Raw genomic sequence first — 22170 nt, forward strand, 5'->3', positions numbered from 1 at the left:
GCCGCTGGCCCGGCTGCGAACAACCACCATCGTGGACCGAAACCCACCACATCAAAAACTGGGCCGATCAAGGACTCACCAACATCGACCAAGCCATCTTGCTCTGTGCACTGCATCACCTGCTGCTCCACAACCGACATTGGCAGGTCCTGCTACTGGGTGGCCAATACTGGCTGCACCCCCCGGTCGAAATCGACCCCGAGCAAACCCTGATCGCCCTTCCCAGCAAGAATCCGCTCATGCAGGAACCGTTCTGGCTCGACCCGCTGCTGCCGACTACCCCACTGGCTGGAATCGCAAACAGCGGTACGTCACGAGATGCGGTTTCGACACGCGGGACGGGGAAGAGCCAAGACCGGGTCACCCGCGCGACGCCTACCGAGACTAGGCGTTCGCCCGGACGAGACGGCTGACGTTCGCATCGTCGAGACGTCCGCCCGCACCGCCCGCCATGACCGGAGCCCGACACAGCGGTACGTCACGAGATGGCGGTCTCGACCAGCTCTACCAGCGGGACGAGGACGGGGCGAGGCCGAGGCAAGACCGGGTCACCCGCGCGTCGCCTTACGAACGGTGTAATCAGCGACATGGGCGAGTTGACGGTTTCGGGCGGACACCCGAGGCGCCTGCCCGACAGGTTAGAAGCCGAGGCGACCGAGCTGCTTCGGGTCGCGCTGCCATTCCTTGGCGATCTTCACACGCAGCGAGAGAAAGACGCGCTTACCGACAAGGGGCTCGATCTGCTTGCGCGCGCGGGTACCGACATCCTTGAGCCGGCTGCCCGACTTGCCAATGATGATGCCCTTCTGGCTGTCTCGTTCCACGAACAAATTGGCGTAGATCTCAACCAGTTCCTGGTCGTCGCGCTCGATGATGTCATCGATGGTCACGGCGATTGAGTGCGGCAGCTCGTCGGTGACGCCCTCGAGGGCGGCCTCCCGAATGAACTCCGAGATGCGTGATTCGAGGGTCTCGTCCGTGACGGCGTCGGCCGGGTAGAGCGGGGCATCCGCGTGCGGCAGCAGACGCAGCAGTTCGGCCGCGAGGGTGTCCAGCTGGATACGGCTGGTCGAGGAGATCGGCACGATCGCCTCCCAATCCCGCAACTGCGAAACAGCCAGCAACTGGTTGGCAACGTTGGTTTTGGAGGACGCGTCGATCTTGGTGACGATGGCGACCTTTTTTGCGCGAGGGAAGGCATCCAGTTGCTCGTTGATGAACTTGTCGCCCGGGCCGATTGGCTCGTTGGCCGGGATGCACAGGCCGATCACGTCGACGCCGGCCAGGGTCGCGGTGACCAGGCTATTGAGTCGCTCACCGAGGAGGGTGCGTGGACGGTGGATGCCGGGGGTGTCCACCAGAATGAGCTGGCCGTTCTTCTGGTGCACGATACCGCGAATGGCGCGGCGGGTGGTTTGCGGCTTCGACGAGGTGATCGCCACTTTCTCGCCCACCAGCGCGTTCGTCAGGGTGGACTTGCCCACGTTGGGGCGTCCCACGAACGAGACGAATCCCGCTCGATAATCGGCGGGGAGTGCCTCGGTTGCTCCGGTCATGACCGTTCTCCTTCATCATCTGACACTGTTCTTGGGGTACTCGTCGGTACCGGGAGGAATGCGGTCTGCGCATCGATCAAAGCCGCATCGCGTTCCACCAGCACGGTGCTGATGCGCTTGCGGCGTCCCTCGGTGCGCTCGGCGGTGAGGTTGAGCCCACTGACCGAGGCTACCGACCCGGCAACGGGCAATCGACCGAGAGCCTTGGCCAGCAGGCCACCCACCGAGTCGACGTCGTCATCGTCGAGTTCGAGATCGAACAGCTCACCCAGTTCATCGACCGGAAGTCGCGCACTCACCCGAAAATGCCCGTCGCCGAGGTCTTCGACCTCGACCACATCACGGTCGTACTCGTCGGAAATGTCACCGACGAGCTCCTCAATTAGGTCTTCGAGGGTGAGCAGTCCGGCGATTCCGCCGTACTCGTCGACGACCATGGCCAGGTGGTTGGACTCCAACTGCATCTGCCGCAGCATCTCGTCGGCCTTCTTCGACTCCGGCACAAACACGGCCGGTCTGGCCAGGTCGGCCACGGTGAGCTGGAGGGCGTTGAGGGGCCGCTCGAAAACCAGTCGGGCCACATCACGCAGGTAGAGAATGCCGGCGACGTCGTCGACCTCACCGTCCAACACGGGCAGGCGCGACGTGCCGCTGCTCAGGAACAGGCCCATTGCCGCGTCGATACTGGCGTCGGCGTCGATGGTAATCATGTCGGTGCGAGGAATCATCACCTCTCGCACGACCGTCTCACTGAACTCGAAGATGGAGTGAATGAGCTCGCGGTCATCTTCCTCAATCACATCGAGCTCGGTCGCCTCGTCCACCATGCTGAGCAGCTGGTCTTCGGAGGTGAACGTCGCGAGTTTGGTGCGCCCGGGAGTGACCCGGTTACCGAGGGCGACGAGGGCATTCGCGATGGGTCCGAGCAGAACGCGTCCGATGTGGACGAGCAACGCAGTCGCGGCCAGCAAATCGACCGGGTGGGCCCGGCCGACGCTGCGCGGGCTGGCACCGACGAGCACAAACGACACCGAGGTCATGATGAGCGCCGACAGCAGCAAAGCCAGCCAGACGGCCTCGATCGTGGTCGCGAAGACCAGCGTGACCAGGACGGCGGCCGTGGTCTCGGCGGTGATACGAATGAAATTGATCGCGTTAAGGTGCGCGCCGGCATCGTCGGCGATGGCCTGCAACGACCGTTTGGCGCGATGAGTCGCCACCATGCTCGCGATGTCGGCCCGGGACTGAGTCATGATCGCGGCGTCGACGGCGGCCATCAGTCCGGCAAAGACGACCAGGACGACAGCCGGGTAAATGAACCAGACGATGTGCATCAGTGGCGTTGTCGTTCCTGCATGGCGAAACCGATGAGGATATCGCGCTGGATACCGAACATCTCCTTCTCTTCCGCCGGTTCCGCGTGATCAAAGCCGAGCAGGTGTAGCACGCCGTGGGTGGTGAGCAGCAGCAGTTCGTCGAGGGTACTGTGGCCAGCGGTTTCTGCCTGCTCCTTGGCGACCTGCGGGCAGAGCACAATGTCCCCGAGCAGGCCCGGCGGGGTCTCCTGCTCTTCGGTACCGGGGCGCAGTTCATCCATCGGAAAGCTCAGCACGTCGGTGGGGCCGGGTTCGTCCATCCACTGCACGTGCAGCTGTTCCATGGCACCCTCATCGACGAGCACGATGGCGAGTTCGGCGTCGGCGTGTACATGCATGGTGTCGAGCGCGAAGGCAGCGAGCCGCAAGATGGCAGCCTCATCGACCGGGATAGCCGACTCGTTGTTGATTTCGATGCTCAACTGGAACTCCGTTTCGGGTTGCGGCCCGAAGCGCTCGTGCGCTGGGGGCCACGGGTGGCAAATTCTCGGGCTTCAGCACTCTCCTGGCGTAGGGCCTGCTTGTGCGCGTCGTACTCGGTGTAGGCGTCGACGATGCGCCCCACCAGTGAGTGCCGCACGACATCGGCACTGGTCAAATACGCAAAGTGGATGTCGTCGATCCCGTCGAGCACGCGCGTGACCAGTTTCAGGCCGCTCGTGCCGGCCGGCAGGTCGATCTGGGTGACGTCCCCGGTGATGACCATCTTTGAGCCGAACCCCAGGCGAGTCAGGAACATCTTCATCTGCTCCGGGGTGGTGTTCTGGGCTTCGTCGAGCACGACAAAGCTCGCATTGAGGGTGCGCCCGCGCATGTAGGCCAGCGGTGCCACCTCGATCGTGCCAGCAGCAAGTAATTTGGGAATGAGCTCCGGGTCGAGCATTTCGCCGAGCGCATCGTAGAGCGGGCGCAGGTACGGGTCGATCTTGTCGGTGAGGGTGCCAGGCAGAAAACCCAGCCTTTCCCCGGCCTCGACGGCCGGGCGGGTCAGGATGATGCGCTCGACCTCTTTGTTCTGCAGCGCCCGCACCGCTTTAGCCATGGCCAGGTAGGTCTTGCCGGTTCCGGCCGGGCCGATGCCGAACACGATCGTGTTGTCGTCGATCGCGTCGACATAGTCCTTCTGCCCGATCGACTTGGCCCGAATGCTTTTGTTCCGCGCCGTGAGGATGGGGGCGCCGAGTTGCGCGGATGGGCTCAAGGAACTGTCGGCGGCGAGCATTCGCGCTGAGGTGGCGATTTCGATCTCGCCGAGATCGTGGCCAGTACCCAGTGCCAATTGCAGTTCCTCGATCAGCCGACGCACTGCCGCCACCTCGTCGGCCGAGCCGCTCAGGGTCACGTCATTGCCGCGCACGTGCACGTCAACCTTGGGGTATGCAGCCTCAATGGTGCTCAGGTAGCGATCTTCGGGACCGAGCAGGCGCACCATGGCGACGCCGTCGACGGTGAAGCGCAACTCGGTGTTGACGCTGGCGCTGGAGCTGCCGGATTTGGCGTTGTGGGGCTCAGAGGGCGCCAAGCGAGTCCTCCCCCAGCGAGTCGGTCGGTTCCGGACTGCCCAGCAGGTGGGCGTGCACGTGGAAGACGGTCTGGCCAGCGGCCGCTCCGGTGTTGAAGACAAGGCGGAACTGCCCGTTGGTTCGTTCGGCAGCAATGCGCTCGGCTACCGCGACGAGTTCGGCCAGGAGGGCCGGGTTGCCCGCGGCCAGTTCGACCACGTTCTGGTACTGCGGGTCTTTGGTGGTGATGACGACGTGTACCGGGGCTTTCGGGGCAATGTCGACAAACGCGATGATCTGTTCGGTCTCGGCGACGATCGTCGCCGGAATCTCACGCGCGATAATGCGGCTGAAAATGGTCGGTTCAAAACCGGAAGGAGACATACCTCTATCTTAAGCGGCGCTACCAGCGGCACGCACTACCAACGACCCAGGGTCGCATTGAGGATTGCGAGGGCGGCAGGACCGGCGGTCGACGTACGCAGCACGGTGTCACCGAGGCGCACCTGGGTCGCGCCGGCTTGTTCCAGCAGGAGCAGTTCGGCCGGGGAAATTCCACCTTCCGGCCCGACGACGAGCAGAATGTCGCGGTCGTCGGTGGGCGCGGCCACCTCGGTGAGGCGACCGCTTGCGGTCGGGTCGAGCAGCAGCATCCGTGTGGTGGCGGCGAGTACGGCCAGTTGTTTGGTGCTGGCAAGCGGGGCGACGCCTGGCAGCCAAGCCCGAATGGACTGCTTGCTCGCCTCGCGCACAATGCTGATCCAGCGTTCGTGGCCCTTGGCTATCTTCGGGCCCTCCCACTTGGTGATGGAACGGGCTGCGGCCCAGGGAATGACGCCGTCAACGCCGAGTTCGGTGGCAGCCTGAATGGCCAGTTCATCGCGATCCCCTTTGGCGAGAGCCTGCACCAAGCGGATGCGCGGCGTCACCGCCGCGGTCTCGCTCGCGTCATCGACGCGCAGGGTCAACACCGTAGCCTCCGCCGTCAGCACCGTTCCCTGCAGCAGCAACCCGGCTCCGTTGCCTACGCGGAGCCGGTCTCCGGGACGCACCCGGCTGACCGTGACCGCGTGGCGCGCCTCAGCGCCATCAACAGAAACGACCGCCCCCGGGCGACACTGCGCCGCCCGGAGCGTCTCCTGCAGATAGAAATGTGCCACGTCAGCCGAGGAACCGGTCGCGCAGCTTCGCAAACAAGCCCTGCTGGTACTGGCTCAGGGATGGCGCCGGCGCTGCATAACGGGCAGCGAACTGCTCGATCAGGTCGCGTTCCTTGTGGTCGAGCTTGGTCGGCGTCAGCACGTGGATGCCGATCTTCAGGTCGCCTCGGCCGCTGCCGCGCAGCTTGGTGATGCCACGGTCCTTGATCGTGAGCACCTCTGCGCTTTGCGAACCAGGGCGAATCTCCACCTCGATGTCGCCGTCGAGGGCCTTCACGGTGACGTTGGTGCCAAGGATTGCACTCGTCATCGACACGTCGAGCGAGCACATGAGGTCGTCACCGTCGCGACTGAACACGTCGTGATGGCGCACCTTCATCTCGAGGTAGAGGTCGCCATTCGGGCCAGAGGCCGGACCGGCCTCTCCGCTGCCGGGCATCTGCAGGCGCAGGCCGGTGTCGACTCCGGCCGGAATGTCTACCGGAACCGTGCGGCGGGCGCGTACGCGGCCCTGACCGGAGCAGGTCATGCACGGCGTTGCGATGATGGTGCCGTAGCCGCGGCAGGTGCCGCATGGGCTCGACGTCATCACGTTGCCGAGCAGGGACCGAACGGCGCGCTGGATGCTGCCGGTACCGTGGCAGATGTCACAGGTGATCGGTGATGTTCCGGGGGCGCAACAGGAGCCCTTGCAGGTGTCGCACACGATCGCGGTGTCGACCTCGAGGTCGCGGTGCGTGCCGAAGATAACCTCATCGAGGTCGAGTTCAACCCGGATGAGGGCGTCCTGGCCGCGTTCGCGGCGGGAGCGCGGACCGCGGCTGCTGCCGCCGCCCCCGCCGAAGAAGGTCTCAAAGATGTCGCCGAAGTTGCCGAAGTTCTGCCCGTCGAAGCCGCCGTTCTGACCGCCGCCCTGATCGTATTTCTGACGTTGTTTCGCGTCGCTCAACACGTCGTAGGCATGGGTGATGCTTTTAAAGCGTTCCGACGCTTCAGCGCCGGGATTGACGTCGGGGTGCAGTTCACGGGCGAGGCGGCGATAGGCCTTCTTGATTTGATCGGTCGTTGCGTCGCGGTCAACGCCAAGCGCTTCGTAGTGGTCAGCCAAAGGTGGCTCTCCTTGAGTTGTGATGGTTGTTCGAAATAATGATGAAGCCGCCGAGGCAGCAGCAGTCTTAGGTCTCGCCGAGCAGGCGGGAGAGGTAGCGAGCGACGGCGCGCACCGCCGCCATGTTGTTGGAGTAATCCATGCGCGTGGGACCGAGCACGCCCAGGCGGGCAAGGTTGCCGTTCGCGGTATAGCCGCTGGTCAGCACGCTGGCCTCGGGCAGGCCGAACGCCGCGTTCTCCCGGCCGATGCTCACCGAAACTCCATGCTGGTCGGTCTCCATCTCGCCGAACAGGCGTAGCAACACGACCTGCTCTTCGATAGCTTCGAGCACCGGGTAGATGCTGCCGGAGAAATCTTCCTCGGTGCGCACGAGGTTCGCTGCCCCCGCCATGACGAGTTTATCCTGGCGGTTGGTGCCGATCTGGTCGGCGAGGGTGCTCGTGATGAGGTCGATGAGCGGTTGCAGCATCGGCGCGTTCGGCCACACGCTCGCGGCGAGGGCTGCTCTGGCCTCGGCCATGCCGAGTCCAACGACCGCGGCATTGAGTCGAGCGCGCACTTCGACGAGCGTCTGCTCGTCGAGCGCACGCGGCAGGTCGATCACGCGCTGTTCCACCCCGCCGGAATCTGTGATCAGCACCGACAGAATACGTGTCTCGGTCAGCGGCACGAACTCGACGTGCCGCACCTTGGCGCGGGACACCGAGGGATACTGCACGAGCGCGACCTGATGAGTGAGCTGGGAAAGCAGTCGCACACTGCGCACGAGCACCTCGTCAAGGTCGGCGGGGTGACCCAGGAAGGTTTCAATGGCTTGACGCTGCGCCGGAGTGAGTGGTCGCAGGTCGGCGAGGTGGTCGACGAAAACTCGGTAGCCCTTGTCGGTGGGGATGCGGCCCGACGAGGTGTGCGGCGCTGCGATCAGGTCTTCTTCTTCGAGCAGGGCCATGTCGTTGCGGATGGTGGCGGCGGAGACACCGAAGGCGTGCCGATCAACGATGGATTTGGAGCCAACGGGTTCACGAGAGGCAACGTAGTCCTGCACGATGACGCGCAACACATCGAGGCCACGGTCGGAAACCATTGCACCCGCCTTCCTGATTCGTGGGGTCCAGCTTCAGTTGAGCGGATGCCGTTTGCCGCGCGCTCCGGTAGTCACGCTGGAACGCAGGTTTGCCGGCGCATCGTTGGCACTCGCATCCACTGACTGCTAATCATATCGCGACTGCCCGAGCAGACCCATTGCCAGCAGCCAGAAGGGAGGGTTTAATTACCGTTATACCCGCCCAGCGCGTTTAGTGAAGGGGACGATCATGAGCGATCCACAGTCACAACCTCCGAACGATCCAAACTATCGTGAACCGAACGTCGGACAGCCACAGGGCGGGCAGCAGCCCGGCTACGGCCAGCAGCCGGGAGGGAGCCCCTACAGCACCCCGCTCACAGCAGCCCCCCTCTCCGAAGCCGACGACCGACAGTGGGCCTCGCTCGCGCACCTTGGCGGCATCCTCGGCCTGCTGCCCTCCCTGATCATCTGGCTGGTGTTCAAGGAACGCGGACGATTCACCAACACCGAAGCAAAAGAGGCGCTCAACTTTCAGATCACCCTCCTGATCGTCTCTGTCGCCGTCATCGTCGTCTCCACGTTCCTCGCCATCGTGACCTTTGGGATCGGCGGAATGCTCGCAGGTTTGGGCTGGCTCGTCTGGCTGGCCGGGGTGATCTTTTCGATCCTCGGGTTCATGCAGGCCAAGGATGGCCGAAACTACCGATATCCGTTGTCGATTCGCCTGATCAAGTAGCCGACCGGTCAGTTCACCCCTCGGACGGTTAGTCTGGTTGCGGCAGGATTAGCCCGTGCACAACTGTTCGAATGGTTCCGGTGAGTACGAGCCGAAACCGCCACGACCAGACCGAATTGCTCGAACAGGAGACCACATGTCCGAGAACGATCCGCGCACAAACCCGTATGAATCCACCCCACCGCAAAATCCCTATTCGCAGAGTGTCCCCCACCAGCCGATGAGCCCCGCTGACGAGAAAATGTGGGCGACTTTAATTCACGTCGGCGGCATTCTGCTCGCTTTTGTACCCGGCCTCATCGGTTACATCGTGCTGCGCGATCGTGGTCCGTTCATTCGCGCTCACAGCGCGACGGCGCTGAACTTTCAGATCACCCTGGCGATCGTCTATGTGGTGGCGGGCGCGTTGACAGCCATCCTGATTGGATACCTGATCTTGCCGGTGGCCTTCGTCCTCGGCATCATCTTCTCGATCCTGGCCGCGCTGGCGGCCAACCGCGGGCAGGGATACGCCTACCCGCTCAGCATCAAATTCTTTAGCTAATCGCTGAGGCGCCGCACCACGGCGTCGGCCAGAAGCCGCCCGCGCAGGGTCAATTCGATTGTCCCGGCGAGGGCGGCTTTGGCGTTGATGAGCTCGTCGGCAATGAGTCCGGCGACCTCGATGCGGCCCGCCGGCGACAACGATGCGACCGGGATTCCGGCGCGGATCCGGCTCTGCAAGAGGATGCGTTCGAGCTCACGGGTGGGAGCGTCGAGCATCTCGCGGCCGGCGGCCGGAGAGAGGCCCGCCAGCATCCGTTCGGCATAGGCTGCCGGATGCTTGACGTTCCACCAACGCACACCTCCGACGTGGCTGTGTGCGCCGGGGCCAACGCCCCACCAGTCCTGGCCGGTCCAGTAAGCGAGGTTGTGACGCGAACGGTGGGCGTCGCTCGTGGCCCAGTTGCTGACCTCATACCAGGCGTACCCGGCGGCGGCGAGCAGTTCGTCGGCCAGCTCGTAGAAGTCAGCCTGCTGGTCGTCGTCGGTCGGAGCGACCTCACCGCGGCGAATCTGCCGGGCGAGCTTGGTACCGTCTTCGACAATGAGCGAATAGGCGCTCAGATGGTCGGGGTGCAAACTAAGCGCCTGTTCGAGACTCGTGCGCCAGTTCGCGAGGGACTCCCCCGGCGTGCCGTAGATCAGGTCGAGGCTCACGTCGAGCCCCGCGGCCCGGGCCCACTCCACGACGAGCGGTACCCGCTCGGGGTCGTGGGTGCGTTCAAGCGTCGCAAGCACGTGCGGCACCGCGGACTGCATGCCGAACGACACGCGGGTGAAGCCGGCATCGGCGAGGGCGCCGAGGTAGGCGGCATCGACCGAGTCGGGGTTGGCCTCGGTGGTGACCTCGGCGCCGTCCTGCAGGCCCCACCGGTCACGCACGGCACTGAGCATCTTCACGAGGTCGGTCACCGGCAGCAGCGTTGGCGTGCCTCCGCCGAAGAACACCGTGGCAACTTCGCGGGCCGGCACGCCCGACGCGGTGAGGATGCCGGCGGCAGCCTCCACCTCGAGCACGGCCTGGCTGGCGTAGTCACTTTGTTTGACGCCGCGCAGTTCGGTCGCGGTGTAGGTGTTGAAGTCGCAGTAGCCGCAGCGCACCCGGCAGAACGGCACGTGCAGGTAGACGCCGAAATCGCGTTCGGCCGCACTAACGGCCGCTGATGCGGGAAGGAGTCCGTCGTCGGGTGCGGGGTCGCCGACGGGGTGGGGTCCGGCCATGGGAGTGCTCCAGTACGTTTTATTTGATGCGCGTTATTTGATCGCGCCGACGGGATGCAGGGCCCGCAGGTACAGCTTGGTGAATTTCGCCTGCTGAAAGCGCAGCACCGGCCAGGCCAGGCGGTAGTACCAGGTGCTGGCCCGCGAGAAGGAGCGGATGGTCAGCCAGACCGAGTCGTCGTCCCGGTGTTCGACGATAAAGGATTCTTCGCCGCTCTCGGGGTGGCCGGTCATAGTTCCGTAGGCAAACCCGATGCGGGCGGCCTCGTCGATGACGTAGACCACGCGCACCGGCGCGGTCACGGCAAAGAGCCAGACCTTCATTTTCAGCGTCGCGGTCATACCGTTGGCGATATACGGGGTGCCGTCGTCGTCGAAGGTCGCTTCGTTCACCGGATGCTGCTGGCTGGCCGCCGGCGTACCGTCGGGCTGAAAGGTCACCGGGGTGTACTGCACGCCGGTGCCGTTTTCAAGATCGGTCACCTCCATGCCGCTGCCGCGCTGGATCCCCCACGTCATCAGCAGCTTCGTCGCCGCTTCAAAACGTTCCTTTGAGCTGCCCAGCCGGACGCTCTGTTCCATTGGTCGGTACCCTTTGGGCGGATAGCTCATCAGGTCGGGCGCCAGCGTGCCGCCGATGGCAGCGTAGCTGACAGCGGCGTCGGTGAAAGTAGCCCTGCGCATCCGCTTTACTTCTTGTCTTTCGTCTCGATGTCCCCCGACAGCGCGGCGATGAACGCTTCCTGGGGAACTTCGACCCGGCCGACCATTTTCATGCGTTTCTTTCCCTCTTTCTGCTTCTCCAGCAGTTTGCGCTTGCGCGAGATGTCACCGCCGTAGCACTTGGCGAGCACGTCCTTACGCATCGCCGAAATGCTCTCGCGGGCGATGATGTGGGCGCCGATCGCGGCCTGGATGGGAACCTCGAACTGCTGGCGCGGGATAAGTTTGCGCAGGCGACCGGTCATGAGCGCGCCGTAGGCATAGGCCTTGTCGCGGTGCACGATGGCAGAAAACGCGTCGACCTGCTCGCCCTGCAACAGGATGTCGACCTTGACCAGGTCGGCTTCCTGCTCGCCGGAGGGCTCGTAGTCGAGCGAGGCGTAGCCGGCGGTGCGGCCCTTGAGCATGTCGAAGAAGTCGAACACAATCTCGCCGAGCGGCATTGTGTAGCGAATCTCGACCCGGTCTTCGCCGAGGTATTCCATGCCGAGCAGGGTGCCGCGGCGACTTTGGCACAGCTCCATAATGACGCCGACGTAGTCCTTGGGCGCAAGGATGGCTGCCTTGACCATGGGTTCGAGCACCTTGGCGATCTTGCCGGTGGGATATTCGCTCGGGTTGGTCACCGTGATGGTGCGTTTATCGTCGGTGGTGACCTCGTACGGCACGCTCGGCGCCGTCGTGATGAGGTCGATGTTGAACTCGCGTTCGAGGCGTTCGGTGATGATCTCAAGGTGAAGCAGGCCGAGAAAGCCGCAGCGAAAGCCGAAACCGAGAGCGACGGAAGTCTCCGGCTCGTACCCGAGACTGGCGTCGGAGAGCTTGAGCTTGTCGAGCGCTTCGCGCAGCGCCGGGTAGTCGCTGCCGTCGATGGGGTACAGCCCGGAAAACACCATGGGCTGCGGTTCGTTGTAGCCGGGGAGCGCGTCGGTCGCCGGGCGGAGGGCGGTCGTGATGGTGTCGCCGACCTTGGACTGCCGAACATCCTTCACGCCGGTGATCAGGTAGCCGACCTCGCCGACCTTGAGCCCCTTACTTTCCATCGGTTCGGGCGAGATGACACCGATCTCGAGGATCTCGTGGGTCGCCTTGGTCGACATCATCTGGATTTTTTCGTGGGCCTTCAAGTGCCCATCGATCATGCGCACGTACGTGACGACGCCGCGGTAGCTGTCGTAGACCGAGTCGAAGATCATGGCGCGAGCGGCGGCATCCGGGTTGCCCTTGGGCGCGGGAATCATGGTCGTGGCGAGGTCGAGCAGTTCCTGGACCCCGGCGCCGGTCTTGCCGGAGACGCGCAGCACATCTTCGGGGCGTCCGCCGATGAGGCTCGCGAGTTCACGGGCGTACTTGTCGGGGTCGGCCGCCGGCAGGTCGATCTTGTTGAGCACCGGGATGATCGTGAGATCGTTCTCAAGGGCGAGGTAGAGGTTGGCGAGGGTCTGGGCTTCGATGCCCTGGGCCGCGTCGACCAGCAAGATGGCGCCCTCGCAGGCGGCGAGGCTGCGCGAGACCTCGTAGGTGAAGTCGACGTGGCCGGGGGTGTCAATCATGTTCAGCGCATAGGTGACGCCGTCCAGCTCCCACGGCATGCGCACGGCCTGGCTCTTGATGGTGATGCCACGTTCCCGCTCGATATCCATGCGGTCCAGGTACTGGGCCCGCATGGAGCGCTCGTCGACGACGCCGGTGATCTGCAGCATCCGGTCGGCGAGCGTCGACTTGCCATGGTCGATGTGGGCGATGATGCAAAAATTGCGAATGAACTCGGGGGCCGTGGCGGCCGGTTCCAGCGCGTGAAGGGCTCTCGGTGACATAGTCCGTCTATTCTTCCATGCTCGGCCGGGTTGTACCGTCTCCCCGAGCCGCCAAGCGCTGGCCGACTCGGCTCAGGCGCGGTGCGCGCGCTCCACGACCCGGCCGAAACCGTCACTGTGGCGGTAAACCTCGACGCCGTCGATGAGCACCAGCTCGGCGCGCGAGCCGAGGTCGAGCGGGTCGCCAGACCAGACGACGACATCGGCGTCGAGTCCCACGGTGAGTGACCCGACCCGGGAGTCGAGGCCGAGGATCACAGCCGGGTTGACGGTGAGGGCCTCGAGCGCGGTCTGCACCGGTAGCCCCTCCTTCACTGCCAGGGAGGCCTGGTGCACGAGAAAGTTCACCGGGACGACGGGGTGGTCGGTCGTGATGGCGACGCGCACACCGGCGGCGGCAAGCACGGCCAGGTTGCCGATGGCGCGGTCGCGCAGTTCGACCTTGGTGCGCGCGGTGAGCATCGGACCGAAGATGACCGGAATGTTCTTCTCGGCCAGCACCTCGGCGATCTTGTGGCCTTCCGTGCCGTGGTTGATCACGAGACGATAACCGAATTCTTCGGCCAGGCGGATGGCCGTGGCAATGTCGTCGTGGCGGTGTACGTGCTGGTCCCAGGCCAGTTCGCCGGAGAGCACCCTGGCCAGGGCTTCCTTGCCGAGGTCGCGGGTGAACGCGTCGCCCTTCTTCGCGGCGGCATCACGCGCCTCGACGTAGTTCTGCGCGTCGACGAAGGCCTGGCGGATAATTAGGCTGACGCCGAGGCGGGTGCTCGGGGTTTGCGACTTCTCCCCATAGACCCGCTTGGGGTTCTCGCCGAGGGCGCTCTTGATGCTCACCGAGTCGCTGATCACCTGTTCGTCGATGGTGCGGCCGCCCCAGCTCTTGATCGCAACCGACTGGCCGCCGATCGGATTGCCGGAGCCGGGCTTGACCACGATCGTGGTGACTCCACCGGAGAGCGCATCGCGAAAGCCCTCGTCGTCAATGTTGATGGCGTCGATGGCTCGAACCGCGGCCATGTTCGGACCGGTCATTTCGTTGGTGTCGTTGCCGGCCCATCCGTTTGCCTCTTCGTGGATGCCCACGTGCCCGTGCGCTTCGATGAAACCGGGAAGCACCCATTTGCCGCTCGCATCGATGATTTCTGCGCCACTGGGAACACTCAGATCGGCACCAATGGCGCGAATGCGACCGTTCTCGATCAGCACAGTACCCTTCGGGATGGTGTCGCCGAGAACCGGAACGACGCGAGCATTGATGATGGCGGTCAAAGTGGGCGTGGGCGCAGTTGTCATAACTTCAGCCTAGGCATGTTGCGCAGCAACGAAGTAGACCGCGCGCCTTGTGGGTCCCCGCGCGCTGCCGGCTGGGCCGCTGATCAGAACGGTTTGGCGCAGCCAGGGGCGGACGCCCAGCTGACTGGTCCTGCGGCTGACTATGCTCACGGGCATGGCGACTTCCGAGGCCCCTGTGCCGGTTCTGCTCGTGCACGGCATCCGTACCTCGGCCACGATGTGGCGTTATCAGGAGCAGGCGCTCCGAGCGGCCGGCTACCCGGTGCTCGCGATCGATCTGCCCGGCCACGGGCAGCGGATGAGCGAGCCGTTCACAGTACCGGCAGCGCTCGCCGCCATCGACGACGGAGTGGCAGCGCTCGGCGGCCGGGTGCTGCTCGTCGGCCTCTCTCTCGGCGGCTATTACGCCGTCGCCTACGCCGCCGAGCACCCCGATCGCGTGGCCGGGCTGGTAGCGGCCGGTTGTAGCGCCGTACCCCTGGGCGTATTTCTCGAGGGCTATCGGTTGTTGGCCCGGGCCATTCATCGACTGCCCGATCGAGGCTTGTGGCTGCACGAGAACCTGGTGCGTCTCCTGCTACCCGCCGCGGGCGCCCGCGATGTGCTTGCGGGCGGCGCCGCGCTCGACGTGATGGACTCCGGGCTGCAGGCGACGTCGACGCTGACTCCGCTAACCAGCCTCGCCGCGTATCCCGGTCCGGTCTGGCTGGTCAACGGAGCGCTGGATCATTTTCGGCTGAACGAGCGCCGTTTTCTGGCTGCCTGCCGCACCGGGGAGGTCGTCCTGGTGCCACGGGCGACGCACCTGTCGAGCCTCGCTCAACCGGAGCTCTTCACGGCCATACTGCTGCGGATCACCGGACTGGTGTCGCCGACGGCCTGAGGCCAGGGCATCCGCTTGCGGGGCGACCGGTAGCAGCGGGGACTACCCGCGGCCAAGCGGGCGCGGTCATCCGCTTGGCCTGCGCAGCCGCCTGGACGGGTGGCCGCGACCCGACTTCGCGATCCAGAGTCTGGAAGATCGCGGGTTCCAGGTTGAGGTCGGGGAGTGCATGAACATCGGCGTGCCCATCATCGCAAAACGTCGAGTGCGAGCATGTTCCGCCGCAACTTCCCATCGTCAACGGGGCGATCGGCCGCCTGGTCTGCACGGACTTCGAGCAGTACCTGGAGCAGACCCTGCAGTAGCTCGTCACCAACCCCTTTTCACGATGCGTGGGAGCTGCGTGATCTGGCATCCGGTACCGCGTGAGTGGGCTCGTGCGGTTTGGGGGTCGGGCCGATTACTGGTAGCGTTAGTGGTTGGCTTGCGTGTTGGGTCCCACCCCGCACGATTTTCGCCGCTCAAGCGCCCTCTACCCGCTGAACGGCTGTCCGTACTAGAACCTAACGAAAGCGTAAAAAACGTGGCAAATATCAAGTCGCAGATCAAGCGAATTGGCACCAACAAGAAGGCCCAGGAGCGCAACAAGGCCGTCAAGAGCGAGTTCAAGTCCGCGATTCGCGCGACTCGTACCGCGATTGCCGCTGGCGACAAGGACAAGGCCGTCGTCGGTCTCGCCTTTGCTTCCAAGAAGCTCGACAAGGCCGTCAGCAAGGGTGTCATCCACCAGAACCAGGCTGCGAACAAGAAGTCGGCCATCGCGAAGGCCGTTTCCGCACTCGTCTAGTCAACACCCGCACGTGAGGTATTTGTCCCGGCTCCCAACGAGCGGCTAATGCCTTCGTTGCACAGAAACCCCCGCCACATCGGCGGGGGTTTTCTTGTTGTTGACAGCGTGCCCGGCACGAATTGATAAGCAGCAGTGCTGGGCCAGTGACCCCACTAGACTGACGCGGTGAAGAGCACCCCGCCGGCGAGTTTTAGCACCGCCGAAAGCGTTCTGCATCAGCGTGCGCACGCTCGTTTTGTCGCCGCATTGCTCAGCGCCGTAGCCTTCGTCGTCGCGGTGTGGCTGGCTGTCCTCGCGAACGATGCGGTGTCCGGCAGTCCGCGTCACCAGCTGCTCATCTTGCTGGCCTCGATCGTGCTTCTAGTCATTGGAATCTTGTTCTACTTTGGTGCAGCCGCGGCGGGGCAGCACGACCCCGGGGACCTCGAACCTGCACGGTCTGCGCGCCTGGCTCGGCGCATCCACTTGCGCTCGAGGCTCGGTGCAGTGTTCGCGGTCTCCGCCCTGCTGGCCGTCGCCGCCGTCGGAGCATTACGCATCTTGACGCCGCCCGCCGAACGACCGGTGTCGGTGCAGTTCACCGAGATCACCGGGCGAGTGCAACTCGAATACTGCCCGAGCCTGCCGTCATCGTTCGAAGCCCTGGCTACGCCGACCGATCTGGCCAGTTCGTCGACTCTGCTGCCGGTTTGGGTGGCCAGCCGGGTCTGCGGAAACCCGAGTTTTCAGCACGGAGTTTGGCTCTACCTGAACCGCTCAAGCATCACGGTCGCGGACGCCGGCGACCGCTGAGCTCTGCCGCCACGATGCACCGGCGACCGCTAATGCTCGCCGCGACGGGAGATGACGCCGATCAAGCGTTCCAGCGCGAAAACCGGGTCGCGCCCGGCGCCCTTGACCGCGGCATCCGTTTCGGCCAGCGCGAGGATACAGCGGGCCAGGCCCTCATCACTCCAGCCGCGTAGGTCTTTTTGCGCACGTTCCACCTGCCACGGTGCCAGGCCGAACTGTGCGCCAAGCTGCGCTGACCCGCCACGGGCACCGAACACCTTGGCCATAGTGCGAATCTTCATCGCGAACGCCGCGACGATGGGCACCGGATCGGCCCCCGAAGACAGAGCGTGCCGCAGAGTCACCAACGCCTCACCGTTGCGGCCAGCGATGGCCCAGTCGGCTACTTTAAACGCGTTCGTTTCGACCCGACCGCCGTAGTAACGATCGACCGTGGTTTCGGTGACCTCGCTCGTCGCGTCAGAAATGAGCTGCTGGCAAGCGGCGGAGAGTTCGGCCAGATCGTCAGAGAACGCCGCCACGAGCTGGCGCAGGGCACTGACCGTGACCCGTTTGCCAGCGGCTTTGAACTCGTTGGACGCAAACTCGTATTTCTCGGTGTCCTTCTTGAGTTCGCTGCAGACAATTTCGATCGCGCCGCCGAGTCCACCGCGGATGGTGTCGAGGAGCTTCTTGCCGCGCACTCCCCCGCCGTGCCGCAGCACGACATAGGTATCGTCGGCCGGGTTCTCCAGGTAGTCCAGCGCCTCAGCCAAAAAAGTGTCGCTGCATTTTTCAACATTGCTGACCCGAATCAGGCGCGGCTCACCAAACAACGAGGGACTCGCGAGGGTGAGCAGCTCACCCGGCGCGTAGCTGTCGGCCTGCACGTCGCTGATTTCAAGGCTGGGGTCTTCAAGCTTGAGAAAATCGCGCAGCTGGCGAATGGCCCGCTCGGCGAGAAATGTTTCGGTGCCGGAGACGAGCACGATCGGGGCCGGACGCACCTCATGCCAGCCCAACTGAGGAATGACCGTGCCCTTATTCGGTCGGGCGGTGGCTGCCTTGCCGGCCCGAGAGCCGGTTGTGGCGGGTCGTGCGGCCAAAGCGATCTCCTTGATTTGATGCGGGTGTGAAATTAGCCTATCCCGCACCACTGACGGCTGCGCTCGAGTTTCCTGCTCGGCGGCGCCTTCCTCAGGCGGCGAAAAGAGCTTCGCGTACCGCGTGCTCGAAGCCACTGACGTGGATCCGCGCGAGGTTAGCGGCTCCTGCCTCATCTCCGTCGATAACGGCACGGAGCAGGTCCAAATGCTCACGGACGTGCCGGGACAAGTCGGGCAGGCGATCCAAGACCATGCACCAAATACGTGTCGCGAGATTGTCGTAGCGGATCAGGACATCTTCGAGGTGGGGATTGGCGGCAGCCGCATAGATGCCTCGGTGCACGCTGGCATCCAGCCGAAGTGTTTCGACAACGGACGCTGCGCTCGCGTCGAATGCCTCAACGGCGTGCATGACCTTCTGCAGTTGTTCCCTGGCAGACGCCGTAGCCACGCGGGCAGCCCGGGAAGCGGCAAGGGGTTCAAGCTGCATTCGGATTTCGGAAATGAACGCAAGGTCAGTAACCTCCACGCGCGTCGCGAAAGTTCCTCTGCGCGGGTAGGAGACAACGAGGCGATCGAGCTCCAGGCGCTTCAAAGCTTCGCGCACCGGTGTCCGCCCGACGCCAAGGTCCTTGGCGAGTTCATCATCATTAAGCAGACCGCCGGGCTGGATGTCCAGGGTCAGCAGCCGGTCCCGAATACGTTCGTACGCAACATCCGCCAACGACCTTTTTGCGGCAACATCACCAGCACTCACCCAGGCTTCAACAGCCATCCGTGGACCTCTTTCAATTCAAGCAGCAACGCTATTGACCTCTATCAATGACCAGTATACGCTGGCACCTAATTCTAATATATCAGTGGCAATTTTGAGAATATATCTAAGGGCGGAGACATGACGCTAATGGCGACAGACTCATCTACCAGCACGCTGCCTCAGCCGGAGGTTACTGGGGAAGTCCAGTCGAAAAAGTTCGTTCTCACCCTGTCGTGCGTCGAACGCGCAGGCATCGTGCACGCGGTCACCACGTTTCTTTTTGAGCGTGGCTTCAACATCGAAGAACACCAGCAGTTCGATGACGGCCTCCGTGAAACCCTGCACCTGCGCACCGCCTTCTCGGGTCCCTCTGTCAACACCCCCGACGGGCTCGAGGAAGAATTCCGTTCGATTGCTGACCGCTTCGACATGAAATTTAGCTTTCATGACGAGACGAAGCAACGCATCCTCGTAATGGTGTCTAAATTCGGGCACTGCCTCAACGACCTGCTCTTTCGCTGGCGGGGCGGAAGCCTCCAGGGCGATATCGCCCTTGTGGTATCCAACCACGAAACGCACCGGGCCATGGTTGAGGCCGCCGGCGTCCACTTTATGTACCTCCCGGTCACTCCTGAAACCAAATCAGACGCCGAGCAGCGCCTGCTGGAACTGGTGGACGAGCACAACATCGACCTCGTCGTACTTGCCCGGTACATGCAAGTACTGTCCGATGATCTTTGCCGCTCTTTGGAAGGCCGCGCTATAAACATCCACCATTCCTTCCTCCCAGGATTCAAGGGTGCACGCCCTTACCACCAGGCCTACGACCGTGGCGTAAAGCTTGTTGGAGCCACGGCTCACTACGTGACTGCGGAATTAGATGAGGGGCCAATCATCGAACAGGAAGTCATTAGGGTCGACCACAGCTATGGACCGACCGCTCTTTCGATCGTCGGACAGGACGCCGAAGCGCTGGCCCTCTCCCGGGCCGTCCGCTGGCACTGCGAACACCGTGTGCTCCTGGATCGGACCAGCACCGTCGTGTTCCGCTAAATCGAAGCCACCAAACGAGCAGAGATCGACACTCACGAATACCAGTAGGAGAAACCACATGGCATCGACGCCAAGCATTGTCATTATCGGAGCTGGAATCGTCGGCACGAACCTGGCCGATGAACTAGTTACCCGAGGGTGGAACAACATCACTGTCCTCGACCAAGGGCCACTGAACATGCCGGGAGGGTCAACGTCCCACGCCCCCGGTCTTGTCTTCCAGACCAACGCCTCAAAGTCCATGGCCCTCTTCGCCAAGTACACGGTGGAGAAGCTGTTGTCCTTGACCGAGGACGGCGTCAACTGCTTCAATCAGGTCGGCGGCCTCGAGGTCGCCACCACCGAGACGCGTCTCGCTGACCTGAAGCGGAAGCTCGGATACGCAGCCTCATACGGAATCAGCGGCAAAATTCTTTCTCGTGAAGAGTGCATGGAGCTCTATCCCCTCCTGAATGAAGAAGACATAGTGGGTGGACTCCATGTCCCCAGTGACGGCCTGGCCGACGCCGCCCGCGCCGTTCAACTGCTGATCAAGCGTACGGAAGCCGCGGGCGTCAAGTACCGGGGCAACACCATGGTGACGGGTATTGAACAGTCCGGCCGACGCGTCACGGGCGTCCAGACGTCCGAAGGTGTTATCCCAGCGGACATCGTGGTTTCCTGCGCAGGCTTCTGGGGGGCCAAGATCGGCGAAATGATCGGCATGTCCGTTCCTCTTCTGCCCTTGGCCCACCAGTACGTCAAGACCACTCCGGTGCCGGCGTTGAAGGGCAAGAACGACCTGCCCAACGGGGCCTCCTTACCCATTTTGCGACACCAGGATCAGGACTTGTACTACCGCGAGCACGGCGAGCGCTACGGCATCGGTTCCTACGCTCACCGCCCCATGCCCGTGGACCTTGACGAACTCGGCACCTTTGAGCCCGCCGCGATCAACGAACACAACATGCCCTCCCGGCTGGATTTCACCTTGGAGGACTTCCTCCCGGCATGGGAAGCCACCAAGCGGATCCTGCCCGCGCTGCAGGAAAGCGACATAGAGGATGGCTTCAACGGCATCTTCTCCTTCACCCCCGACGGCGGATCCCTGGTGGGCGAGTCCAAGGAGTTGGACGGCTTCTTCGTCGCCGAAGCCGTGTGGGTGACCCACTCTGCTGGTATCGCCCGCGCCGTTGCCGAACTGCTGACCGCCGGCAGGTCGGAGATCGATCTGGGTGATTGCGATATTCATCGCTTTGAAGAGGTCCAGCTGACCCCGGAATACGTCAACGAGACGTCGCAACAGAATTTCGTGGAAATCTACGACGTCCTCCACCCACTCCAGTCCAAGCTCTCCCCCCGCAACCTCCGTGTAAGTCCGTTCCACGCCCGTCACAAGCAATTGGGCGGGTTCTTCTTGGAGGGCGGCGGATGGGAACGCCCCTACTGGTTCGAAGCTAACGCAGAGCTGCTGAAAGAAATGCCCGACAGCTGGCTACCGCCAGCTCGCGATGCCTGGTCGGGGATGTTCAGCTCACCCATCGCCGCCGCTGAAGCCTGGAAGACCCGCACGGCAGTGGCCATGTACGACATGACTCCGCTCAAGCGCCTCGAGATCTCCGGCCCGGGAGCACTGAAGCTGCTGCAGGAACTCACCACCGCGGACATGGACAAGAAGCCCGGCGCAGTGACGTACACACTCCTTCTGGACGACACCGGCGGCATCCGCAGCGACATCACCGTGGCCCGGCTGAGCAAAGACACCTTCCAGCTCGGAGCCAACGGAAACATCGACACTACCTACTTTGAGAGGGCAGCCCGTCATCAGACTGAAAGCGGGAGCGCCAGCGACTGGGTGCAGGTACGCGATACGACGGGAGGCACGTGCTGCATTGGCCTCTGGGGACCCCTCGCCCGGGACCTGATCAGCACCGTCAGCAGTGACGATTTCAGCAATGACGGTCTCCGTTACTTCCGCACCAAGGAGGTAGTCATCGGCGGCGTCAATGTCACGGCCATGCGCCTGTCCTACGTCGGCGAGCTGGGTTGGGAACTTTACACAAGTGCAGACAACGGGCAGCGCCTCTGGGATGCGCTGTGGAAGGCCGGCCAGCCTCACGGTGTTATCGCGGCAGGCCGTGCAGCGTTCGGCTCGCTGCGTCTGGAAAAGGGTTACCGCTCCTGGGGCACGGACATGACCACCGAGCACGACCCCTGGGAAGCCGGACTGGGATTCGCCGTGAAAATGGCCAAAGAATCCTTCGTCGGAAAGGCAGCGTTGGAGGAGCGCAGCGAGGAAAATTCCGCACGGCACCTGTGCTGCCTGACGGTCGACGACGGCCGGAGCATCGTCTTGGGCAAAGAACCGGTCTATTACCAAGACCAGGCGGTCGGCTACATCACCAGCGCTGCCTACGGCTACACCGTCGCCAAACCGATCGCCTACGCTTACCTTCCCGCGGCTGTCAGCGTGGGGGACTCAGTTGAGATCGAGTACTTCGGTCGGCGCATCCAGGCCACGGTCACCGCAGATCCGCTGTACGACCCCACGATGACCAGGCTGCGCGGCTAGCACCCCGCTGGATTATTCCGAGGCTCATAGTCAGGAAGACAGATGATCAGTTCAGAAGTAATGGATGGCTACCTCGCCAGCCTCACCTCATGCGAGCCCACCCCCGGCGGCGGTGCCGTCGCGGCCATCGACACCGCCTAAGGGCGCGCGGC

22 protein-coding genes and 1 pseudogene are annotated in these 22170 nt (G+C 63.5%); 9 read left to right on the top strand and 14 right to left on the bottom strand.

Annotated features, from left to right (window positions below; genetic code table 11):
- Positions 1-413, top strand: a pseudogene (locus tag E3T51_RS16975) (hypothetical protein); the annotation flags it as partial.
- A 225-nt stretch (positions 414-638) separates the two neighbouring features.
- Here E3T51_RS16975 and era read toward each other — a convergent pair.
- The 8 genes from era to hrcA form a co-directional block, all read right to left on the bottom strand.
- Positions 639-1556 carry a GTPase Era gene (gene era, locus E3T51_RS15580; protein ID WP_104191837.1) on the bottom strand — a complete coding sequence of 306 codons (918 nt, stop codon included), beginning with the start codon at positions 1554-1556 and terminating at the stop codon, positions 639-641.
- Positions 1553-2890, bottom strand: a complete 1338-nt coding sequence (locus tag E3T51_RS15585) for a hemolysin family protein (protein ID WP_174844606.1) — start codon at positions 2888-2890, stop codon at positions 1553-1555. The genes era and E3T51_RS15585 overlap by 4 nt, the downstream gene beginning before the upstream one ends.
- Positions 2890-3354, bottom strand: coding sequence for an rRNA maturation RNase YbeY (gene ybeY / locus E3T51_RS15590; RefSeq protein ID WP_104191839.1), 465 nt, complete (start codon positions 3352-3354; stop codon positions 2890-2892). Before ybeY ends, E3T51_RS15585 begins: the two co-directional genes overlap by 1 nt.
- Positions 3351-4364 (bottom strand): PhoH family protein, encoded by a 1014-nt coding sequence (locus E3T51_RS15595; RefSeq protein WP_134530825.1) that lies wholly within the window; start codon positions 4362-4364, stop codon positions 3351-3353. Before E3T51_RS15595 ends, ybeY begins: the two co-directional genes overlap by 4 nt.
- Before the next feature lie 76 nt (positions 4365-4440).
- Positions 4441-4818 (bottom strand): HIT domain-containing protein, encoded by a 378-nt coding sequence (locus E3T51_RS15600; protein ID WP_134530665.1) that lies wholly within the window; start codon positions 4816-4818, stop codon positions 4441-4443.
- Between the two features lie 35 nt (positions 4819-4853).
- A complete protein-coding gene (locus tag E3T51_RS15605) occupies positions 4854-5594 on the bottom strand; it encodes a 16S rRNA (uracil(1498)-N(3))-methyltransferase (RefSeq protein ID WP_134530666.1) in 741 nt (246 codons plus the stop codon).
- A gap of 1 nt (position 5595) precedes the next feature.
- On the bottom strand, positions 5596-6702 hold the full coding sequence (gene dnaJ, locus E3T51_RS15610) for a molecular chaperone DnaJ (protein WP_134530667.1): 1107 nt from the start codon (positions 6700-6702) through the stop codon (positions 5596-5598).
- A gap of 67 nt (positions 6703-6769) precedes the next feature.
- On the bottom strand, positions 6770-7789 hold the full coding sequence (gene hrcA, locus E3T51_RS15615) for a heat-inducible transcriptional repressor HrcA (RefSeq protein WP_134530668.1): 1020 nt from the start codon (positions 7787-7789) through the stop codon (positions 6770-6772).
- A gap of 229 nt (positions 7790-8018) precedes the next feature.
- Between hrcA and E3T51_RS15620 the strand changes: the two genes are divergently transcribed.
- Positions 8019-8507 (top strand): DUF4870 domain-containing protein, encoded by a 489-nt coding sequence (locus E3T51_RS15620; RefSeq protein WP_134530669.1) that lies wholly within the window; start codon positions 8019-8021, stop codon positions 8505-8507.
- 136 nt (positions 8508-8643) lie between these two features.
- The gene (locus E3T51_RS15625; RefSeq protein ID WP_241989384.1) at positions 8644-9051 is read left to right on the top strand and encodes a DUF4870 domain-containing protein; all 408 of its coding nucleotides are present in this window, start codon (positions 8644-8646) and stop codon (positions 9049-9051) included.
- Here E3T51_RS15625 and hemW read toward each other — a convergent pair.
- The 4 genes from hemW to E3T51_RS15645 all read right to left on the bottom strand — a co-directional run bounded on the left by hemW (position 9048) and on the right by E3T51_RS15645 (position 14107).
- The gene (hemW, locus tag E3T51_RS15630; RefSeq protein ID WP_134530670.1) at positions 9048-10271 is read right to left on the bottom strand and encodes a radical SAM family heme chaperone HemW; all 1224 of its coding nucleotides are present in this window, start codon (positions 10269-10271) and stop codon (positions 9048-9050) included. The genes E3T51_RS15625 and hemW overlap by 4 nt on opposite strands.
- 33 nt (positions 10272-10304) lie before the next feature.
- The gene (locus E3T51_RS15635) at positions 10305-10955 is read right to left on the bottom strand and encodes a DUF1990 family protein (RefSeq protein WP_134530671.1); all 651 of its coding nucleotides are present in this window, start codon (positions 10953-10955) and stop codon (positions 10305-10307) included.
- Positions 10956-10960: 5 nt separating this feature from the next.
- Positions 10961-12811 carry a translation elongation factor 4 gene (gene lepA / locus E3T51_RS15640; protein WP_134530672.1) on the bottom strand — a complete coding sequence of 617 codons (1851 nt, stop codon included), beginning with the start codon at positions 12809-12811 and terminating at the stop codon, positions 10961-10963.
- Positions 12812-12883: 72 nt separating this feature from the next.
- Positions 12884-14107 (bottom strand): amidohydrolase, encoded by a 1224-nt coding sequence (locus tag E3T51_RS15645; protein WP_134530673.1) that lies wholly within the window; start codon positions 14105-14107, stop codon positions 12884-12886.
- A 154-nt stretch (positions 14108-14261) separates the two neighbouring features.
- Here E3T51_RS15645 and E3T51_RS15650 point away from each other — a divergent pair, with 154 nt between their 5' ends.
- The 3 genes from E3T51_RS15650 (at position 14262) to E3T51_RS15660 (ending at position 16572) form a co-directional block, all read left to right on the top strand.
- The gene (locus E3T51_RS15650; protein WP_134530674.1) at positions 14262-14990 is read left to right on the top strand and encodes an alpha/beta fold hydrolase; all 729 of its coding nucleotides are present in this window, start codon (positions 14262-14264) and stop codon (positions 14988-14990) included.
- A gap of 523 nt (positions 14991-15513) precedes the next feature.
- Positions 15514-15777, top strand: a complete 264-nt coding sequence (gene rpsT / locus E3T51_RS15655; RefSeq protein WP_092339797.1) for a 30S ribosomal protein S20 — start codon at positions 15514-15516, stop codon at positions 15775-15777.
- A gap of 168 nt (positions 15778-15945) precedes the next feature.
- Positions 15946-16572, top strand: coding sequence for a hypothetical protein (locus E3T51_RS15660; RefSeq protein WP_134530675.1), 627 nt, complete (start codon positions 15946-15948; stop codon positions 16570-16572).
- Between the two features lie 29 nt (positions 16573-16601).
- Here E3T51_RS15660 and holA read toward each other — a convergent pair whose 3' ends face one another.
- Together holA and E3T51_RS15670 are read right to left on the bottom strand one after the other, a co-directional pair.
- Entirely contained in the window at positions 16602-17657 is a 1056-nt protein-coding gene (gene holA / locus E3T51_RS15665) for a DNA polymerase III subunit delta (RefSeq protein WP_104191852.1), read from the bottom strand.
- A 91-nt stretch (positions 17658-17748) separates the two neighbouring features.
- A complete protein-coding gene (locus tag E3T51_RS15670; protein ID WP_134530677.1) occupies positions 17749-18432 on the bottom strand; it encodes a GntR family transcriptional regulator in 684 nt (227 codons plus the stop codon).
- 120 nt (positions 18433-18552) lie between these two features.
- Here E3T51_RS15670 and purU point away from each other — a divergent pair, with 120 nt between their 5' ends.
- The 3 genes from purU to E3T51_RS17295 are packed head-to-tail and all read left to right on the top strand — an operon-like array spanning position 18553 to position 22159.
- Positions 18553-19467 (top strand): formyltetrahydrofolate deformylase, encoded by a 915-nt coding sequence (purU, locus tag E3T51_RS15675; protein WP_134530678.1) that lies wholly within the window; start codon positions 18553-18555, stop codon positions 19465-19467.
- 58 nt (positions 19468-19525) lie between these two features.
- Positions 19526-22018 carry a GcvT family protein gene (locus E3T51_RS15680; RefSeq protein ID WP_134530679.1) on the top strand — a complete coding sequence of 831 codons (2493 nt, stop codon included), beginning with the start codon at positions 19526-19528 and terminating at the stop codon, positions 22016-22018.
- A gap of 42 nt (positions 22019-22060) precedes the next feature.
- A complete protein-coding gene (locus E3T51_RS17295; RefSeq protein WP_166806517.1) occupies positions 22061-22159 on the top strand; it encodes a cyclodeaminase/cyclohydrolase family protein in 99 nt (32 codons plus the stop codon).
- The last annotated feature ends 11 nt before the right edge of the window (positions 22160-22170 follow it).

Source organism: Cryobacterium serini (assembly GCF_004404025.1).
Classification (GTDB): Bacteria; Actinomycetota; Actinomycetes; order Actinomycetales; family Microbacteriaceae; genus Cryobacterium; species Cryobacterium serini.

What these genes read in the sequence shown, in the direction of transcription:
- era (WP_104191837.1), bottom strand. Translation starts at nt 1,556, where the DNA reads ATGACCGGAGCAACCGAGGCACTCCCCGCCGATTATCGAGCGGGATTC.
- E3T51_RS15625 (WP_241989384.1), top strand. Translation starts at nt 8,644, where the DNA reads ATGTCCGAGAACGATCCGCGCACAAACCCGTATGAATCCACCCCACCG.
- E3T51_RS15680 (WP_134530679.1), top strand. Translation starts at nt 19,526, where the DNA reads ATGGCATCGACGCCAAGCATTGTCATTATCGGAGCTGGAATCGTCGGC.
- E3T51_RS15635 (WP_134530671.1), bottom strand. Translation starts at nt 10,955, where the DNA reads ATGCGCAGGGCTACTTTCACCGACGCCGCTGTCAGCTACGCTGCCATC.
- E3T51_RS15650 (WP_134530674.1), top strand. Translation starts at nt 14,262, where the DNA reads ATGGCGACTTCCGAGGCCCCTGTGCCGGTTCTGCTCGTGCACGGCATC.
- E3T51_RS15595 (WP_134530825.1), bottom strand. Translation starts at nt 4,364, where the DNA reads ATGGTGCGCCTGCTCGGTCCCGAAGATCGCTACCTGAGCACCATTGAG.
- lepA (WP_134530672.1), bottom strand. Translation starts at nt 12,811, where the DNA reads ATGTCACCGAGAGCCCTTCACGCGCTGGAACCGGCCGCCACGGCCCCC.
- E3T51_RS15670 (WP_134530677.1), bottom strand. Translation starts at nt 18,432, where the DNA reads ATGGCTGTTGAAGCCTGGGTGAGTGCTGGTGATGTTGCCGCAAAAAGG.
- E3T51_RS15645 (WP_134530673.1), bottom strand. Translation starts at nt 14,107, where the DNA reads ATGACAACTGCGCCCACGCCCACTTTGACCGCCATCATCAATGCTCGC.
- hemW (WP_134530670.1), bottom strand. Translation starts at nt 10,271, where the DNA reads ATGGCCGGACCCCACCCCGTCGGCGACCCCGCACCCGACGACGGACTC.
- E3T51_RS15585 (WP_174844606.1), bottom strand. Translation starts at nt 2,890, where the DNA reads ATGCACATCGTCTGGTTCATTTACCCGGCTGTCGTCCTGGTCGTCTTT.
- purU (WP_134530678.1), top strand. Translation starts at nt 18,553, where the DNA reads ATGACGCTAATGGCGACAGACTCATCTACCAGCACGCTGCCTCAGCCG.
- hrcA (WP_134530668.1), bottom strand. Translation starts at nt 7,789, where the DNA reads ATGGTTTCCGACCGTGGCCTCGATGTGTTGCGCGTCATCGTGCAGGAC.
- E3T51_RS15600 (WP_134530665.1), bottom strand. Translation starts at nt 4,818, where the DNA reads ATGTCTCCTTCCGGTTTTGAACCGACCATTTTCAGCCGCATTATCGCG.
- E3T51_RS17295 (WP_166806517.1), top strand. Translation starts at nt 22,061, where the DNA reads ATGATCAGTTCAGAAGTAATGGATGGCTACCTCGCCAGCCTCACCTCA.
- E3T51_RS15620 (WP_134530669.1), top strand. Translation starts at nt 8,019, where the DNA reads ATGAGCGATCCACAGTCACAACCTCCGAACGATCCAAACTATCGTGAA.